Annotated in this window: 15 protein-coding genes and 1 pseudogene; 7 read left to right on the top strand and 9 right to left on the bottom strand. The window is 55.8% G+C overall.

Annotated features, from left to right (window positions below):
- The first annotated feature begins 15 nt into the window (after positions 1-15).
- From OGV79_RS09485 to OGV79_RS09475, 3 genes are all read left to right on the top strand, one after another.
- A complete protein-coding gene (locus OGV79_RS09485) occupies positions 16-1,044 on the top strand; it encodes a sugar phosphate isomerase/epimerase family protein (protein ID WP_286468266.1) in 1,029 nt (342 codons plus the stop codon).
- Entirely contained in the window at positions 1,041-2,192 is a 1,152-nt protein-coding gene (locus OGV79_RS09480) for a Gfo/Idh/MocA family protein (protein WP_200096191.1), read from the top strand. The genes OGV79_RS09485 and OGV79_RS09480 overlap by 4 nt, the downstream gene beginning before the upstream one ends.
- Before the next feature lie 77 nt (positions 2,193-2,269).
- Positions 2,270-3,250, top strand: coding sequence for a LacI family DNA-binding transcriptional regulator (locus tag OGV79_RS09475; RefSeq protein WP_049010295.1), 981 nt, complete (start codon positions 2,270-2,272; stop codon positions 3,248-3,250).
- Positions 3,251-3,252: 2 nt separating this feature from the next.
- On the opposite strand, the gene OGV79_RS09470 is transcribed toward OGV79_RS09475, so the two are convergent.
- Both OGV79_RS09470 and OGV79_RS09465 read right to left on the bottom strand, forming a co-directional pair.
- Complete coding sequence (locus tag OGV79_RS09470) at positions 3,253-4,497, bottom strand: mechanosensitive ion channel family protein (protein WP_012133427.1); 1,245 nt, start codon at positions 4,495-4,497, stop codon at positions 3,253-3,255.
- Positions 4,498-4,571: 74 nt separating this feature from the next.
- The gene (locus tag OGV79_RS09465; protein ID WP_286468265.1) at positions 4,572-6,008 is read right to left on the bottom strand and encodes an MFS transporter; all 1,437 of its coding nucleotides are present in this window, start codon (positions 6,006-6,008) and stop codon (positions 4,572-4,574) included.
- Positions 6,009-6,115: 107 nt separating this feature from the next.
- Between OGV79_RS09465 and OGV79_RS09460 the strand changes: the two genes are divergently transcribed.
- On the top strand, positions 6,116-6,982 hold the full coding sequence (locus OGV79_RS09460) for a helix-turn-helix transcriptional regulator (protein ID WP_286468264.1): 867 nt from the start codon (positions 6,116-6,118) through the stop codon (positions 6,980-6,982).
- 91 nt (positions 6,983-7,073) lie between these two features.
- On the opposite strand, the gene nfsB is transcribed toward OGV79_RS09460, so the two are convergent.
- From nfsB to OGV79_RS09445, 3 genes are all read right to left on the bottom strand, one after another.
- Positions 7,074-7,727: an oxygen-insensitive NAD(P)H nitroreductase gene (gene nfsB, locus OGV79_RS09455; RefSeq protein WP_047458272.1), complete on the bottom strand. Its 654-nt coding sequence runs from the start codon at positions 7,725-7,727 to the stop codon at positions 7,074-7,076.
- Positions 7,728-7,847: 120 nt separating this feature from the next.
- A complete protein-coding gene (locus OGV79_RS09450; RefSeq protein WP_286468263.1) occupies positions 7,848-8,216 on the bottom strand; it encodes an MmcQ/YjbR family DNA-binding protein in 369 nt (122 codons plus the stop codon).
- Positions 8,216-8,797: a TetR/AcrR family transcriptional regulator gene (locus OGV79_RS09445; RefSeq protein WP_012133421.1), complete on the bottom strand. Its 582-nt coding sequence runs from the start codon at positions 8,795-8,797 to the stop codon at positions 8,216-8,218. The genes OGV79_RS09450 and OGV79_RS09445 overlap by 1 nt, the downstream gene beginning before the upstream one ends.
- Positions 8,798-8,987: 190 nt before the next feature.
- Here OGV79_RS09445 and OGV79_RS09440 point away from each other — a divergent pair, with 190 nt between their 5' ends.
- Both OGV79_RS09440 and OGV79_RS09435 read left to right on the top strand, forming a co-directional pair.
- A complete protein-coding gene (locus OGV79_RS09440; RefSeq protein ID WP_012133420.1) occupies positions 8,988-10,088 on the top strand; it encodes an MBL fold metallo-hydrolase in 1,101 nt (366 codons plus the stop codon).
- A 29-nt stretch (positions 10,089-10,117) separates the two neighbouring features.
- Positions 10,118-10,459, top strand: coding sequence for a RamA family antibiotic efflux transcriptional regulator (locus OGV79_RS09435; protein ID WP_024130566.1), 342 nt, complete (start codon positions 10,118-10,120; stop codon positions 10,457-10,459).
- A 36-nt stretch (positions 10,460-10,495) separates the two neighbouring features.
- Here the strand turns inward: OGV79_RS09435 and OGV79_RS09430 are convergent, their stop codons facing one another.
- Complete coding sequence (locus OGV79_RS09430; protein ID WP_286468329.1) at positions 10,496-12,640, bottom strand: TonB-dependent siderophore receptor; 2,145 nt, start codon at positions 12,638-12,640, stop codon at positions 10,496-10,498.
- A 157-nt stretch (positions 12,641-12,797) separates the two neighbouring features.
- Between OGV79_RS09430 and OGV79_RS09425 the strand changes: the two genes are divergently transcribed.
- Positions 12,798-14,423 (top strand): alpha/beta hydrolase-fold protein, encoded by a 1,626-nt coding sequence (locus tag OGV79_RS09425; protein WP_112002148.1) that lies wholly within the window; start codon positions 12,798-12,800, stop codon positions 14,421-14,423.
- Here OGV79_RS09425 and OGV79_RS09420 read toward each other — a convergent pair.
- From OGV79_RS09420 to betA, 3 genes and pseudogenes are all read right to left on the bottom strand, one after another.
- Complete coding sequence (locus tag OGV79_RS09420) at positions 14,352-14,600, bottom strand: DUF1158 domain-containing protein (protein ID WP_012133415.1); 249 nt, start codon at positions 14,598-14,600, stop codon at positions 14,352-14,354. The two genes, OGV79_RS09425 and OGV79_RS09420, sit on opposite strands and share 72 nt — an antisense overlap.
- A gap of 68 nt (positions 14,601-14,668) precedes the next feature.
- A pseudogene (locus OGV79_RS09415) lies at positions 14,669-14,767 on the bottom strand (glutamate-cysteine ligase family protein); the annotation flags it as partial.
- Between the two features lie 158 nt (positions 14,768-14,925).
- Positions 14,926-16,602, bottom strand: coding sequence for a choline dehydrogenase (gene betA, locus OGV79_RS09410; RefSeq protein ID WP_012133412.1), 1,677 nt, complete (start codon positions 16,600-16,602; stop codon positions 14,926-14,928).
- Between the last annotated feature and the right edge of the window lie 6 nt (positions 16,603-16,608).

Here is a 16,608-nt window from a genome sequence, read left to right as displayed (position 1 = left end):
TTTTCAGGAGGGGTTATGAGAACCATTAAGGGACCGGGTATTTTTCTGGCGCAGTTTATCGGCAGGCAACCCCCGTTTAATACGCTGGAAGGGCTGGCCGGTTGGGCGGCAGGGCTGGGTTATAAGGCCTTGCAGATCCCCTGCAATCATAAAGCGTTGTTTGATGTTGAACAGGCCGCCGTGAGCCAGACCTACTGTGATGATATTCGCGGGATGCTGGCGGATCACGGCCTGGTCATCAGTGAATTATCGACCCATCTTGAAGGTCAACTGATTGCGGTACACCCGGCCTATGATGAGGCGTTTGCCGGTTTTGCGCCGCCGTCGGTGCGCGGAAACCCGCAGGCGCGACAGGCATGGGCGACGCAGACGTTGCAACAGGCTGCCGCCGCTTCGCAAAAACTGGGGCTGACCGCACATGCCACCTTCTCCGGTTCGCTCGCCTGGCCCTATTTTTACCCCTGGCCGCCGCATAATCGTCACCGTTTTGACGAGGCGTTCAGCGAACTGGCGCGCCGCTGGCGACCGATTCTCGACTGCTTTGATGAGCATGGCGTGGACGTGTGTTATGAGATTCACCCCAGCGAAGATTTGCACGATGGCGTCACGTTCGAGCGTTTTTTAGCGCTGGTCGACGATCATCCGCGTTGCCATATTCTGTACGATCCCAGCCACCTGCTGCTGCAACAGATGGATTATCTGGGTTTTGTGGATGTGTACCACTCGCGCATTAAAGCGTTTCATGTGAAAGATGCAGAGTATCGCGCCAGCAGCCGTAGCGGCGTATACGGCGGGTATCAACCCTGGATTGAGCGGGCCGGGCGGTTTCGTTCGCCGGGCGACGGACAGGTGGATTTCAAAACGCTGTTCAGCAAGTTCGCCCAATATGATTACCCCGGCTGGGCGGTACTGGAGTGGGAGTGCTGCCTGAAAGAAGCCGCTACTGGCGCGCGTGAGGGCAGTGAATTTATTCGCCGTCATATTATTCCGGTTTCTGAGTATGCGTTTGATGATTTCGCTGCGGGTGATGAGGTACGTAAATGATTCAGGTTGGCATTATCGGAACCGGGTTTATTGGCCCTGCGCATATTGAAGCCTTGCGCCGACCGGGAAACGTATCGGTGGTTGCGCTTTGCGACAGTTCGCTGGAGAAGGCGCAGGAGAAAGCCCGGTCGCTAAACGTTCCGCACGCTTACGGCAGCGTGGAGGCATTACTGGCGCATCCGGGATTGCAGGTGGTACACAACTGCACGCCAAACCACCTTCATGCCGACATCAATCGCCAGGTGTTGCGGGCGGGGTTGTCTGTGTTCTCCGAAAAACCGCTCTGCATGACGCCGGATGAAGCGCGTGAACTGGCCGCACTGGCGGAGCAGGCGGGGGTGGTGCATGGCGTGAGTTTTGTCTATCGGCAGTTTGCGATGGTGCAGCAGGCCGCCAGCATGGTACGCGCCGGGAGCGTCGGGCGGCAGTTTTCCGTGCAGGGCAGTTATTTGCAGGACTGGATGCTGCTGGAAACCGACTATAACTGGCGCGTAGACCCCGCGCTTGGCGGGAGCTCACGCGCGGTGGCGGATATCGGTTCACACTGGTGCGACACGGTGCAGTTTGTTACTGGAAAGCGGATTGTGGAGGTGATGGCGGATCTTGCCACGGTCTGGCCAACGCGTAAGGCCAGCGTGGAAGGGGGCTCGACGTTTACTCAGCCGCTCACGGAACGCCAGTGGGTAGATAAACCGGTCAGCACGGAAGACAGAGGCGCGGTGCTGGTACGTTTTGATGACGGCAGCAAAGGCTGTTTCAGCGTTTCACAGGTGAGCGCCGGGCGGAAAAACCAGCTGACATTTGAGATTAACGGCAGTCACTGTTCGCTGGCCTGGGATCAGGAAGTGCCGCAGCAGCTGTGGATCGGCCACCGGCAGCAGGCGAATCAGATCCTGACGGACGATCCCGGATTAATGAACGCGGATGTGGCTGGCAGCGCGCACTTTCCCGGTGGGCATATTGAGGGCTGGCCGGATGCCTTTAAAAACATGATGCAGCAGTTTTATCTTGCGGTGCAGGCAGGAAAAATGCCCGCGCCGGAGGTGCGTCGTTTTGCCTCGTTCGCGGACGGTGCTGACGTGATGTATATCATTGACGCCATTGTGAAAAGCCATCAACACCAGCGGTGGGTGAGCGTGATGCGGTAAACCTTCGCCCGGTTCGCCGGAGGGCGATTTTATGGTAGCCTCAACACAAAGCGCAAACCGCAGGATGTGTCGCCGTTATGTCTATTCAAAAAATCGCCCAGCTCGCCGGTGTGTCGGTGGCGACGGTATCACGCGTGCTCAATAACAGTGATACCGTCAAAGCCAAAAACCGCGAGCGCGTGCTGCAAGCCATCAAGGAAAGTAACTATCAGCCCAACCTGCTGGCGCGCCAGCTTCGCACCGCGCGCAGCTCAATGATTCTGGTGATGGTTTCAAATATTGCGAACCCTTTTTGCGCAGAAGTGGTGAAGGGCATTGAAGAAGAGGCGGAGAAAAACGGGTATCGCATTCTGCTGTGTAATTCAGGCTCGGATATGGCGCGTTCAAAATCGGCGCTGAAACTGCTCTCGGGGAAAATTGTCGATGGCATTATCACTATGGACGCGTTTTCAAAATTACCGGAGCTGACCACCATGATCGGCGATGCGCCGTGGGTGCAGTGCGCGGAATACGCCGATAAAGGCGCGGTCTCCTGTGTGGGGATCAATGACGTTGATGCCGCACAGTCGGTCATCTCCCATCTGGTCGAAAAGGGGTATCAGCGGATTGCGCTGATTAACCATGACTTAAGCTATAAATATGCGCGTCTGAGGGAGCGGGGGTATAAGGCGGCGCTTCATGCCTGGTCTCTGGATTATCAGGCGGTAGAGTATGCCAGCGAACTGAGTTCCAGCGCCGGAATGGCGGCGATGGACGTTTTGCTGGCGGCCGAAACGCGCCCGGATGCAGTTTTTGCGGTATCGGATACCCTGGCGGCAGGCGCCATGCGCGCCATTGCCAACGCCGGATTGCGCATCCCGCAGGATATCGCCGTCGTGGGTTTTGACGGTACGGAGCTGGCGGAGATGGTCTCCCCGCAACTGACCACTATCGAGCAGCCTTCCCGCGATATTGGTCGTAAAGCGGTCGGGCTGCTGCTGAACCGGATTGAACACCCGGATGCGCCAACCGAAAGGGTGATGATGGACTGGCGCTATATTTCCCGCGCCAGTACCTGATATTAGCGCTGAAACGCCCCGGACAGCGCGCGAATATCGTTTCCTGTAGGGGACTGGTGAATCCGTAAGCCAAACTCTTCGACCACGGCAAAAATGTGGTCGAAAATATCGGCCTGAATACTTTCATATTCCAGCCACACCACGGTATTGGTAAACGCGTAAATCTCAATGGGTAAGCCCTGATCGTCCGGCGCAAGCTGGCGTACCATCATGGTCATATCTTTGCGGATACGCGGATGGTGGCGTAAATATTCATTCAGGTAGGCGCGGAAAGTGCCAATATTGGTCATTCGACGATGATTGAGTACGGATTCCGGCGCAGTCTGCTGTTGGTTCCATTCCTGGATTTCCTGATGGCGGGTGGTTAAATAGGGCTTTAACAAATGCGCTTTATATAAACGCTGCTGCTCATCCTCATCAAGAAAATGAATGCTGGTGGCGTCGATACTGATGCTGCGTTTAATTCGGCGACCGCCAGAGGCGGACATGCCGCTCCAGTTTTTGAAAGAGTCCGAAACCAGGGACCAGGTGGGGATGGTGGTAATGGTATTATCCCAGTTGCGCACTTTCACGGTGGTTAAGCCGATATCGATCACCGCGCCGTCCGCGCCGTATTTCGGCATTTCCAGCCAGTCGCCCAGCTTCAACATATCGTTCGCTGAAAGCTGTATACCCGCGACCAGACCGAGAATGGGGTCTTTAAACACCAGCATTAAGACGGCGGCCATCGCGCCGAGACCGCTAATGAGAATGGCCGGAGACTGACCTATCAGCAGGGAGATCATCAGAATACCGATGATAATGGCGCCGATGAGTTTGATGCCCTGGAATATCCCTTTCAGCGGAAGCTGAGACGCCGCCGGGAATTTTTGCGACAGGTTGAGAATAACATCCAGTAACGAAAAGACGGACAACAGGGCATACATCATGATCCACAGTTGTGCGCAGGTGGTTAATATCTCAGCCGCCTCAGTCCCCTTTTGTAGCCAGAGCACAGCCTGAATATTGACGATAATCCCCTGGAGCGTAAACGCCAGGCGGTGAAATAATTTATTCTGGGTAATGATTTGCAGCCACAGGCGTGAACTGGCGCTGGCGCGCTTTTCAAAGGCTCGCAGCACCACCCAATGCAAAATAATATGCACAATGATGGCAGTGAGAAAAATAATGCCAAAAATCATCACCAGCGAAGTGGTGTGATTCATTTCGATCCCGAGTTCTTCTACCTGAGATATTAATTCCTGCATAACGTCTCCTTTATAAACAGCGGTCTATGATGACCGCTGTGCGGATATTATGCAAATTGCGCGGCGCAGGTTTGCTATTTTGACGCCATACAGGGGCGGGTTGCATTGATATTCAATGCGCGGCGAAACCATAATGTCGCCAGAACCAGACTGAGCATCATGGCGGCTTCGACGGCCAGAAAACCGATCACCGACTGCGTATAATCGCCGTGACTATTGTGTTGCAGATGCAAAAATAACGACCCCAGTACCGCCGGGCCAAGCCCCAATGTGGCTTGCTGCAACGTGCTTAAAATGGCGCTTCCGGCTCCGGCATCCTGCGTACTGATATCGCGCATGCCGATACGATAAAAGCTGTTCACGATCAGCGCCTGTCCATAACCTATCAGGGCCGTTGCCGGCGCCAGCGCGAAGGTGGATGTTTGCATGCCCGAATGCCAGAAGGTCATCATTAACCCGGCTAAGCCGACTATCTGAATCGCCAGACCCATCAACAGAATACGCCCCATGCTGTAGCGCGCAATCAATCGCGGTGCGTAGCAGGCCGAGATGAAATAGGCCGCGCCGAGGGCGATAAAGCTGTTGCCGGATTCCCACGGCGCCATCCCCAGACCCATTTGCAGAGTCAGCGCCATACAGAACATAAAACCCGACCATGCGCTAAAAAACAGCAATGCGATCAGAATGCCGAAACGGATGCTGGTCAGCCGTAACAGGCGCGGCGGCAGAAGCGGGTGCTGGTGGCGCAGCTCCTGCCGGAGCGCATTTTTACGCATCCACCATCCCAGCGGGAGAATGGCAAATAGCGCCGCCTGAGCCTGCCAGGGCCAGCCGGTTTCTGGCCCCAGCGCCATAGGAAAAAGCAGGCAGCAGAGGATGGCGGCCAGACAGACGGTGCCCAACCAGTCGATGTCGGCGCGGGTTTCGCTGGCCGTTTCGGGAACGTGGCGGCGGCTGAATGCCAGTACCAGAAGGCAGACCGGGACATTAATAAAAAATGCGTTGCGCCAGCCAAGCCCGGCGATATCCGCCGAGACCAGCCAGCCGCCGCCCATTTGACCGACGATAAAGGCAATGCCGCCAATACCGCCATACAAACTGATGGCCTTTGCGTGCGCGCTTCCTTTTAGCGTGACGTGAAGCGTGGCGAGAATTTGCGGTACGATCAACGCCGCGCCAGCCCCCTGCAAAATACGGGCGCCCAGCAGCATGTGAATAGAGTTCGCCAGACCGCAAAACAGGGAGGCGACGCCAAAGAATGCGACTCCCCACATAAACAGGCGGCGGCGACCGTAGTTATCGCCGAGCTTGCTCCCCAGCGCCAGACAGACCGCGAACGTAATCCCATAGAGGGCGACAATTAACTCCAGTTGCGTCGTTGTCGCCTGTAAAGACCGGGTAATGGACTCCAGGGCGACGTTGGTAATCGATGTATCAATAAGCGGCAGCATTTGGCCTGTCAGCAAGAGCGATAGCCCGGTGCGACTGAGTGAAACGACTGACGTATTCATGGTAACTCCATTGCGTCATTCAACAGATGGACGTAGCATTACTGAAGAATTAAACGGGTACCAGTTCCTGGTTATACTGGTATTGGTACTACCATGCTGGAGATAATATGACGGTGATGACGCGACGTGAGCCCACGGTGATGCAACCCGCAGACAACCGGAAGCAGCTCGGCGCATTTTTACGCGCCCGGCGGGAAAGCCTCGATCCGCAACGTATGGGGCTGCCGCGCGTCGGTCGGCGGCGAACGCCCGGTCTGCGCCGCGAAGAGGTGGCGATGCTGGCGGAAGTTGGCGTGACCTGGTACACCTGGCTGGAACAGGGGCGGGAGGTGAATCCCTCTGAGTCGGTACTGGTTGGCGTTGCGAATGCGCTGCAATGCAGCCCGCTGGAAACCCGACACCTGTTTGTTCTGGCCGGGCTGACGCCACCGGAATCGACGCAGATCACCGTGTGCGAGGGGATCAGTGCGGGAACCCGCCGTATGCTTGATAGCCTGATGCTGCAGCCAGCCAGCATTCAGAAACCTAATTTTGATATTGTGGCGTGGAATGAGAGTTTTTGTCGGCTGATGGGCGTGGATTTTGCCACGATCCCGGATGACGATCGCAACTGTATTTACCTCTACCTCACCAATGAAACCTGGCGCAGCCGCATAGAAAACCGCGACGTGCTGCCGACGTTTGTCTCTTATTTTCGTGCGGCAATGGCGGAACACCGTGGCGATCCGGGGTGGGAAAATAAACTGGCGCGCTTTTTCGCCGCATCTTCCGAGTTTGAAGCGTTATGGCATCAGCGTTATGAGGTGCGTGGCGTGGAAAACCAGGTGAAGAATTTTCTCCATCCCCGGTTAGGGCGTTTTAGTTTGCAGCAGATGTACTGGTATTCCGCCCCGCGTAACGGCTCCCGGTTGTTGGTGTATTTACCGATGGATGAGGCCGGAGAACAGGCGCTGGCGTGGCTGGATAAGCAGTAAAATGCCCGGTGGCGCTACGCTTACCGGGCCTACAATAACGCGTGCTCCGTAGGCCGGATAAGGCGCAGCCGCCATCCGGCATAACAAGAAATCAGACTTCCGTCAGGGTGGTTTCCTGCGGCAGGCGGGATTTCGGCAGCGCAGCGTTAAAATCTTCTACGCTGTGATGGCCGACAGGCACCACGACCAGGCTGGTATAACCTTTCTCTTTCAGGCCAAATTCAGCGTCAAGAACCGCGGCGTCGAAGCCTTCAATCGGTACGGCGTCCAGACCCATCGCGGCGACGCCCAGCAGGAAGTTGCCAACGTTCAGGTATACCTGTTTCGCCATCCACTGATCGTCATCTTTCAGGTCGCGGCGGTGCAGATCCGCGAAAAAGCGACGGCCTTTGTTATTTGCCGCTTTGGCTTCCGGCGTGGCAAAACGGCCATCGGCATCTTCCTGATCGACAACGCGATCCAGCCAGGCGTCGTCCATTGCGGTTTTTGCGCAAAACACGACGACATGGGAAGCATCCAGCATTTTGCGCTCGTTAAACACGAAATTACCGGCGGCGGATTTCGCAACGCGCGCTTTCCCTTCTTCGGTACTGGCGACGATGAAATGCCACGGCTGAGAGTTGGTGCTGGAAGGGCTATATTGCAGCAATGTTTTGAGTTTTTCCGCTTCGTCTGCGGTCAGTTGTTTGCTGGGATCGAACGCCTTAGTGGAGTAGCGTTTTAAGGCGACAGAAACGATATCCATAAATACTCCTGATGTTTTTTAATACCCTGCGGGTGCGTTTTCGTGCCAGCAGGGTACAGGGTTAGCGCATAAAAGATAAGAGAGAAAAATGCGAAAACACTTATCGATATCAACGATAAATCAGGCGGGGCGCAGACGTTTTTGATCTTTTTTAGCCAGACCATCCACCACCAGATTCCAGGAGTCGCCGATCAGGTCGGCGAGCAGCGACGGCGTGATATCGTCTCCTGCGTAAACGGAAATCCAGTGTTTTTTGTTCATGTGGTAACCGGGTTCAATACTGCGGTAAATCTGCTGATTTAACAGGGAATTCTGTGGATCGGACTTCAGGTTCACAAACCGACGGCCGCGTTGTTCAGAAACGATCATGAATATCTTGCCGCCGACTTTAAAGACATCGAACTCCGGGCCGAACGGCCAGCAGTGTTCGGTGAAAGGCAGTTCGAGCGCGATGCGTTTCGCACAATGATGCAGCGTCTGGCCGTCCATTATTTTTCCTCGCGGGTGAGGGCGCGCCACATCGCTTCAAAACCCAGCGAGATGTACTCATTTGCGTGGGCCGGATCGCGGGCGGCAAATTCCATCGTGGTTTCCGCCAGGGTGAGGAACAGGGCATCGCCAAAGGCGCGGTATTCGTCAGACATGAAAATGGGCAGAACCGAACGATGGCAGAGATCGCGCAGTTCCGGGAACATATCGTCCGCCAGTTGCTCGGTTTCTTTCGTGATTTTCTCACTAACCGCAAGCTGGCGGATGGTGCGGTGTCCGTTAGTGTTGTTCAGGCCCCAGTTGATGTAGCTGTTCCAGATGAAGTGCGTCATGGTTCTGGTGTCGGTGATTGAGCGGTCCAGATTCGCCATCATCGACTGGCAGAGATCCTGCTTCAAATGCAGATAAAGCTCGTTGATTAAGTCATCTTTTGTCGCGAAATAGCGAAATAATGTTCCCTCAGCAACACCTGCGTTGCGAGCAATGACGGCGGTGGAGGCGGCAATGCCGGATTGCGCGATCGCTTTTGTTGCGGCTTCCAGTAACGCCAGTTTTTTGTCTTCACTCTTCGGACGAGCCACTACACTTTACCCTTAATGATGTAAAAAACACGATTGAAACACGCTCTTTGCAGCGCCGCAACGGTGAATGTCAAAGATTGAAAATCATCTTGACGAGATTCCTTCGCTTTCTATAATGAGTGCTTACTCACTCATAATCAAGTGACAGTCGCGCAAACCAGCGGAAAGGGGCGCGTTTTCGGATCAGGATATGAAGCGTCTCACAATTTGTGTGGTTGTTATTATGCTTATTGCTTCTACAGCGAGTCTGCCGTTTGTCCTTAACGCCGGGTTTGGTCAGGTGCCGCAGGGCGCTCAACTGAGCCTGGTGGAACAGTCTCCACACTATCGTGATGGACAGTTTCATAATCAATTACCCACTCCCGGTTACACCGGGGATAAGGGGATGCTCGCCGCATGGTGGGAGTTTCTGGTCGCTAAACGTGAAAACGCGCGGCCTGCCCAACCGTTGCCGCTGGTAAACACCGATCTCGCCAGCGTACCGCGCGATCGGGACACGCTCATCTGGCTGGGCCATTCCTCCTGGTATCTGCAACTGGCGGGAAAACGCATTCTGATCGACCCGGTATTCAGCAGCTATGCCGCGCCGTTTTCGTTTCTGAATAAAGCCTTTGCCGGAGACTACCCCTGGACGGCGCAAAATATGCCGGAGATCGACCTGCTGATCATCTCGCACGATCACTATGACCATCTGGACTACGCCACCATCAAAGCGCTGATGCCGAAGATTAAGCGAGTCATTACGCCGCTGGGTGTGGGATCGCATTTGCGCTACTGGGGCATGAATGGCGGGATTATCGACGAGCGCGACTGGAACCAGTCCGTCAGGATCGATGACGCGCTGCTGATCCACGTCCTGCCCGCGCGCCATTTTTCTGGCCGGGGGCTCAAACGTAACCAGACGCTGTGGGCGAGTTTTATGTTTGAGACGCCTGAACAGAAGGTTTATTACAGCGGGGATTCCGGTTACGGGCCGCATTTTAAGGCGATTGGAGAACAGTTCGGCTCAGTCGATCTGGCCATCATGGAAAACGGTCAGTACGACCGGGACTGGCGATACATTCACATGATGCCGGAAGAGACCGCGCAGGCGGCGCAGGACCTGCGCGCAAAAGCGATTTTACCCGGTCATGCCGGGCGTTTTGTCCTGGCGAAACACAGCTGGGACGATCCGTATAAACGTCTGGCGCTGGCGAGTCGTCATAAACGCTACCGCCTGCTGACGCCGACGCTGGGAGAACCGGTGATGTTGGCCGATCCGACCCAGCAGTTTACGGCCTGGTGGGAATAAGCGACCATTTTTCGGAGGGGGAGAGCACGATGACCATTTCCGCTCAGGTAATCGACACTATTGTCGAGTGGATTGATGATAATTTAAATCAACCGTTGCGCATTGATGATATTGCCCGCCACGCCGGGTACTCCAAATGGCATCTGCAACGCCTGTTTATGCAGTACAAAGGGGAGAGTCTGGGGCGCTATATCCGGGAGCGTAAGCTGCGGCTGGCGGCGCGTGATTTACGCGATACCGACCAAAGGGTGTATGACATCTGCCTGAAGTACGGTTTTGATTCGCAGCAGACCTTTACGCGGATCTTCACCCGAACCTTTAATCAGCCGCCGGGTGCCTACCGTAAAGAGAATCACAGCCGTACGCACTGAGTTTCCCCGGCAGCGCCTGGCTGCCGGGAATCTTTCTTACCAGGAATAGCTCACTGTTGCCGTAACCGTACGACCTACGCCATAGAAGCAGGCGGTGTCGCTGGCGCAAGAGGCCACGTATTTCGCATCGGCGATATTATTGACATTAAACTGTACGGCTGCGCCTTTCAGGCTGCTGTTCAGTTCTCCCAGTTCGTAGCTCACCATCGCGTCATACAGATCCACCGCCGGCACTTTAAAGGTGTTTTTCGCATCGCCGTAGCTGGTGCCGATGTAGCGTACGCCCACGCCGGTCGTCAGGCTTTTCAGCGGGCCGCCAGGGAAGGTATAACTGGCGAAGGCGGAAGCCATGTGGGCAGGAATACGGGCAGGCGTTTTCCCTTCCGTACCCGCTACCGTGGTGTTGACGGTTTCCGCATCCGTGTAGGTATACGAGCCAATCAGGTTGACGCTATCCCACAGTGAAGAGTGAATTTCCGCTTCCACGCCTTTGGAACGCACTTCCCCCGCGTTTTCGAACCAGCCCAGCGTGCTGTTGTAAGTGGACACATTGCTCTGTTTGAGATCGTATAACGCCAGCGACATCAGCGTGTTATCCACCGGCTGATACTTCACGCCCACTTCGGTTTGTTTACCGGTGGTGGGTTTAAACGGCGCGCTGCCCGGCGCGCGGTTGGTTTGCAGATTAGGCTCATACGAGGTGCTGTAGCTGATGTATGGCGAGAGGCCGAAATCAAAGGCATACAGCAAGCCGGTACGCCAGGTGAACTTGTTGTCGTTCTGCTGCGTTTTCTCACTGTCGATGTAATCGGTGGTGCGAACTTCCGTCCAGTCATAGCGCCCGGAGAGCAGCAGCTCCCAGTTGTTCCAGCTCATCTGATCCTGCAAATAGAGGCCCATCTGATCGAGGTTTTGCTGTTCGTGGCTGGCGGTGCTGAAGGTGCTTTCATCGACGTTTACGCCATAAACCGGGTGCGTCCAGTCCATATCGTACTGCGAGCCGGAACCGCGCATTAACAGTTGCTTGTCGTTGCTGGACTTGTAATCCAGCCCGCCGAGCAGCGTATGGTTCATCTGCGCGGTCGCAAACTGTGCTTCCAGTTGGTTATCAATGCCAAACTCATTGGTCGTGCGCTCCTCATGCTGGGCGCGACGGCTGAGCAGCGTGCTTTCCGGTTTGCTGTTGAAGTAAACCAGATAGCGGTATTTTTGCTTGATGCTGGCATAGCGGGCATTCTGGCGGAAGGTCATCATGTCATTGAACTGATGTTCAAACTCATAACCCACCATCGTCTGCTCACGCCATGACTGATCGTAATCAGGATCGCTGACGTTAAAATCGAGCGGAATATATTTTCCGTTAGCGCTGGTGACGGTGCCGTAAGCAGGCAGGAAGTTACGGTAGCCCGCATCGGGATCTTTCTGATAGCTGGTCAGCAGCGTGAAACGGGTCTGATCGTTTGGATACCAGGTGATAGCCGGAGCAATCGCGACGCGCGAATCTTTATAGTCTTCAACCTGGTTATGCTGAGTGCGGGCGATCCCGTTCAGGCGATACAGTACCCGGCCGTCATCGCTCAGCGGGCCGCCGAAATCAAATGCGCCTTCCGCCAGATCGCGATTACCGGTGCTGAACTGAACCTTATGAATCGGTTCGCTGGTGGGGCGTTTGCTGGTCATGCTGATAAGCCCGCCGGGGTTCACCTGGCCAAACAGAACCGAAGCCGGGCCGCGCACCAGCTCTACCCGCTCCAGCAGCCACGGATCAACGGTGCCGGTTTGCGATGACGCCGTTGCGCCAAAGCTCAGACCATCAAGGAATTTAGGAACGTAGCTGAAGCCGCGTACAAACACTTCATCGTTACGGTTGGATGAGCCGCGATACTCCGTAAATGCCCCGGCGGTGTAGCGCAACGCCTGGGAGACGGAGGTGGCGTCCAGCGCGTCCATCTGGTCGCGGGTAACGACGGAGACGGACTGCGGCGTTTTCACCAGCTCCGCGGAGGTTTTGGTTGCCGACAGGGTTTTGGTCGCCACCATTCCCTTCACCGGCGCAGTGGGTTCCTGGCTGACGCCTTGCGTCACCAGAATGGTCTCCTCCTGCGTTTTGGCAAACGTCGTCGTACTGACGGTCGCCAGGCTGAGAACCCAGAGCTGCATTATCTTGTTATTTTTAAATATCATTTAGCATCCTTTTCTATGCCATACCTGAAATTGTCCGGTCGTCCTGTCAGACAAATGCCGGACTGCCATCCTCATTAAACGCGACAGATGTTATTGCAAATCATTACCATTTGCATTAGCGTTGTTAACAAATTTCATCAGGAAAGCACCGTTAATGAAGATGGCATGGAGTGGTTTGGTGATTGGGCTGGGGACGATGTCGGCTCAGGCGATGCCGTGTTCGACGCCCTCCGTTCAGGGAGAGCAGCAGGGGAAATTTGATGCCAGCGGCGAGATCTGCTTTGTGCTTCCCGCGCTGAGTGAAAATTATGTTTCGGCCACCCTGTCGGGGATTACCGATGCTCGTTTGCTGGACGGTCAGAACCGTCGCATCCGTACTTTACTGGAAGGCGGCCCGGCCGATGGTGAGCATCAACTGTTGTTTTCGTTGCCGGTACAACAAGCCACTTCTCTGGTGTTGCACGGTAATGAGGGCGCTCGCTGGCGATTTACATGGCAGATGAAAGAGACCACGCCGCTGCCGAAAATACAGCGCGTCGCTCCCGTCAGCCCAACCTTGCAGCAACTGGAAAAAGCGCTGGCGGCAGGCGCCGGAACCGCTCATTTCTGGCAGGATCTACAGCGCAACGGCACGCCGCTGGTGGAGCCGGTTGACGACAGCCATAAGCGGGTTACGTTTCTGTGGCGCGGTGCGAAGCAGAACGTTTTTATTCTCGGTTCTCCGGCAGGCGATCACGATCCTCTGTTCCGCCTGGGCGATTCCGACGTCTGGTTTCGCAGCTATGTGGTGCCTGCGGATACGGTAATGCAGTATAAACTGGCGCCGGATGTTCCGCTGGTGAACGGTTCGCCGCGCGATCAGCGGCGGGCGATTCTGGTCAGCGCGCAGAGAGATCCGCTTAACCCGCTGACGCTTGGCGAGAAGTATGCCGATCGCTGGAATCAGTTTTCCCTTCTCGATCTGAGTCCCGCGCGCTTTTGCTCTGCGCAAGCTACCGCGCAGCCTGTTCGTTACGGTTCGCTTACGCGCAAAACATTGTTCAGCGAACGTCTGGGCAACAGTCGTGAAATTGCGATTTATCGCCCACACAGCGCGCAACCGGCACGCTGGACGCTGATGCTGTTTGACGGCAAAACGTATCTTGATGATTATCATATCGATCGCGTGCTGGATGGGCTGATCGCGCGCCATCAACTGCCGCCGATAAACGTGGTGTTTATTGATACGCTCGATCACGCCAGACGGGCGAAAGAGCTGCCGCCGAACCCTGATTTTGCCGACTTTATGGCGCATGAATTATTGCCCTGGCTGCGTCAGCAGGGGGTGACTACGCAACGACAAAAAACGGTGCTGGCGGGCTCCAGCTATGGCGGGCTGGCGTCATCCTGGGTCGCGTTGCGCTATCCGCGTCTGTTCGGCAACGTGCTGAGTTTATCCGGTTCGTACTGGTGGGCGCCAAAAGACGAGGAGGCCAGCTGGCTGACGCGTCAGTACCAGAATTCGCCGCGTTATCCTGTCCGCTTCTGGTTGCAGGCTGGCCGCTTTGAAACCAAAGGCCCGGACGGCGGTATTTATCGCAACACGCTGGAATTTGCGCAGGTACTACGTGAAAAAGGCTATCCGGTGAGTTTCCATCCGTGGTCAAGCGGACATGATTACGCCGCGTGGTGTGAAGCGCTGGTTCACGGTATGCGGGATTTCACCGGCTTAGTCAGCCAGCGAAAACCAGCGACGCCAGATAAAACGGATCACGAAATATTCGAGAGCGCCAAGCGTTAAAAACCACAGGCAAAACAGCAGGGTGTAAAGCTGGTTGAGATCCATTAAATGGAAGGTCGCAACCAGCTTTTGCGCCAGCACCATGCCAGGCGAGGGCACAGGCAGCAGCAGGCAGGAGAGAAAAGCCATCAGCAGGATGCCGGCAGCGGTCATCAACGATTCAAGCGGGTGTTTCATGGCATTGTTAAACTTGAGTTAAAAAGCCATTGTCCGGGATATCGCCGGGTAACGCAAATCGTCGCCTACTGAATCAGATAACCGAAGTTTTCCAGCGTACGCAGGTAGCGCGCATTGTCGCACACCTCCTGGCGCTGCCACTTTTGAAAAGGGTGCGTGCCCCCGCCAGTTCAATTCCCAGCGTAAACGGTTCGGAAACGTGAAAATCGGGTAGCGGCATAACGTTCTCTTTTGTCAGGGCGTTGCGTTGAGTATAGATGTCAGGGAGGAGGAGGGGGGCGTGGTCTTTTCCCGCTCAGCAGCAGAGCGGGAAAAAGAGGCGGGATTAACGCAGCGGCGGCTGACGCACGGGCGCATCACCTGCGACGTAATAGCTCGCGGTGCTCTTTGCCAGCGGTTCGCGGCCACGAATCGCATCGGCCATCTTCTCGCCGATCATAATGGTGGTGGCGTTCAGGTTGCCGGTGATAATTTGCGGCATAATGGAGGCGTCCACCACGCGCAGATTTTCCACGCCGTGAACCCGGCCTTCGCCGTCGACTACCGCCATTTCGTCGTAACCCATCTTGCAGGTGCCGCAAGGATGAAACGCGGTCTCCGCGTGGTCGCGCACAAACGCATCCAGCTGTTCGTCGGTCTGGCACGTAATGCCGGGGCTGATTTCGCGTCCACGGTATTTGTCCAGCGCAGGCTGGTTGATGATTTCACGCGTGATGCGTATGGCATCGCGGAACTCCTGCCAGTCCTGCCCGGTAGACATATAGTTAAACAGAATGGCCGGATGCTCGCGCGGATCGCGCGATTTAATGTGCACATGCCCACGGCTGGGTGAGCGCATCGAACCGACATGACACTGAAAACCGTGTTCTTTCACCGCATTCGAGCCGTTGTAATTAATCGCCACCGGCAGGAAGTGATACTGAATATTCGGCCAGCTAAACGCTTCGCTGCTGCGGATAAATCCACCTGCCTCAAAATGGTTGCTGGCGCCCACGCCGGTGCCGCCAAATAACCACTCAGCACCAATTTTCGGCTGGTTCCACCATTGCAATGCCGGGTAGAGAGAGACGGGTTCTTTGCACTCATACTGTAGATACATCTCCAGATGGTCCTGCAAGTTTTCACCCACGCCCGGCAGGTGGTGCACCAGCGGAATATCAAACGCTTTCAGCAGCGATGCGTCACCCACGCCGGAGCGTTGCAGGATTTGCGGCGACGCAATGGCGCCCGCGCACAGCAACACCTCTTTACGCGCCATCGCCCGGGTCGGGATGGTGCTGTCGCCTTCCAGCCACTCAACGCCTGACGCTTTTTTACCTTCGAATAGAATATGGTCGGTCAACGCATGGGTGATGATGGTCAGATTCGGCCGACCTTTGGCCTGATCGAGATACCCGCGTGCCGTACTGGCGCGTCGTCCTTGCGGCGTCACGGTTCTGTCCATCGGCCCAAACCCCTCCTGCTGATAGCCGTTGAGGTCGTCGGTACGTGGATATCCCGCCTGGACGCCTGCTTCTATCATCGCATGGAACAGTGGGTTGTTATTGTGCTTTGGCGTGGCGACGCTTACCGGGCCGTCGCCGCCGTGGTAGTCGTTGGGGCCTATATCACGGGTTTCCGCCTTGCGGTAATAGGGCAGGCAGTTGAGGTAACTCCAGTGTTCGAGGCCTGGCTCCTGCGCCCAGTTGTCGAGATCCATCGCGTTGCCGCGAATGTAGCACATGCCGTTAATCAGCGATGAGCCGCCCAGCCCTTTACCACGGCCGCACTCCATACGGCGGTAGTTCATATGCGGCTCCGGTTCGGTCTCATACGCCCAGTTATAACGTTTACCCTGTAGCGGAAACGCCAACGCAGCAGGCATCTGGGTGCGGAAATCCGCACGGTAGTCCGGGCCGCCCGCTTCCAGCAGCAACACGGTGGTGTCGCTGTCTTCGGTCAGCCGTGTTGCCAGTACGTTGCCCGCCGAACCGGCGCCAATAATGATGTAGTCAAAATGCAAACAAAC

Source organism: Citrobacter sp. CK185 (genome assembly GCF_030333565.1).
Classification (GTDB): domain Bacteria; phylum Pseudomonadota; class Gammaproteobacteria; order Enterobacterales; family Enterobacteriaceae; genus Citrobacter_B; species Citrobacter_B koseri.
This window is presented reverse-complemented; position numbering and strand designations above follow the sequence as displayed.

Excerpts from the sequence above, each read along its gene's own strand:
- OGV79_RS09485 (WP_286468266.1), top strand. The coding sequence starts at position 16 with ATGAGAACCATTAAGGGACCGGGTATTTTTCTGGCGCAGTTTATCGGC.
- OGV79_RS09480 (WP_200096191.1), top strand. The coding sequence starts at position 1,041 with ATGATTCAGGTTGGCATTATCGGAACCGGGTTTATTGGCCCTGCGCAT.
- OGV79_RS09475 (WP_049010295.1), top strand. The coding sequence starts at position 2,270 with ATGTCTATTCAAAAAATCGCCCAGCTCGCCGGTGTGTCGGTGGCGACG.
- OGV79_RS09470 (WP_012133427.1), bottom strand. The coding sequence starts at position 4,497 with ATGCAGGAATTAATATCTCAGGTAGAAGAACTCGGGATCGAAATGAAT.
- OGV79_RS09465 (WP_286468265.1), bottom strand. The coding sequence starts at position 6,008 with ATGAATACGTCAGTCGTTTCACTCAGTCGCACCGGGCTATCGCTCTTG.
- OGV79_RS09460 (WP_286468264.1), top strand. The coding sequence starts at position 6,116 with ATGACGGTGATGACGCGACGTGAGCCCACGGTGATGCAACCCGCAGAC.
- nfsB (WP_047458272.1), bottom strand. The coding sequence starts at position 7,727 with ATGGATATCGTTTCTGTCGCCTTAAAACGCTACTCCACTAAGGCGTTC.
- OGV79_RS09450 (WP_286468263.1), bottom strand. The coding sequence starts at position 8,216 with ATGGACGGCCAGACGCTGCATCATTGTGCGAAACGCATCGCGCTCGAA.
- OGV79_RS09440 (WP_012133420.1), top strand. The coding sequence starts at position 8,988 with ATGAAGCGTCTCACAATTTGTGTGGTTGTTATTATGCTTATTGCTTCT.
- OGV79_RS09435 (WP_024130566.1), top strand. The coding sequence starts at position 10,118 with ATGACCATTTCCGCTCAGGTAATCGACACTATTGTCGAGTGGATTGAT.
- OGV79_RS09425 (WP_112002148.1), top strand. The coding sequence starts at position 12,798 with ATGAAGATGGCATGGAGTGGTTTGGTGATTGGGCTGGGGACGATGTCG.
- OGV79_RS09420 (WP_012133415.1), bottom strand. The coding sequence starts at position 14,600 with ATGAAACACCCGCTTGAATCGTTGATGACCGCTGCCGGCATCCTGCTG.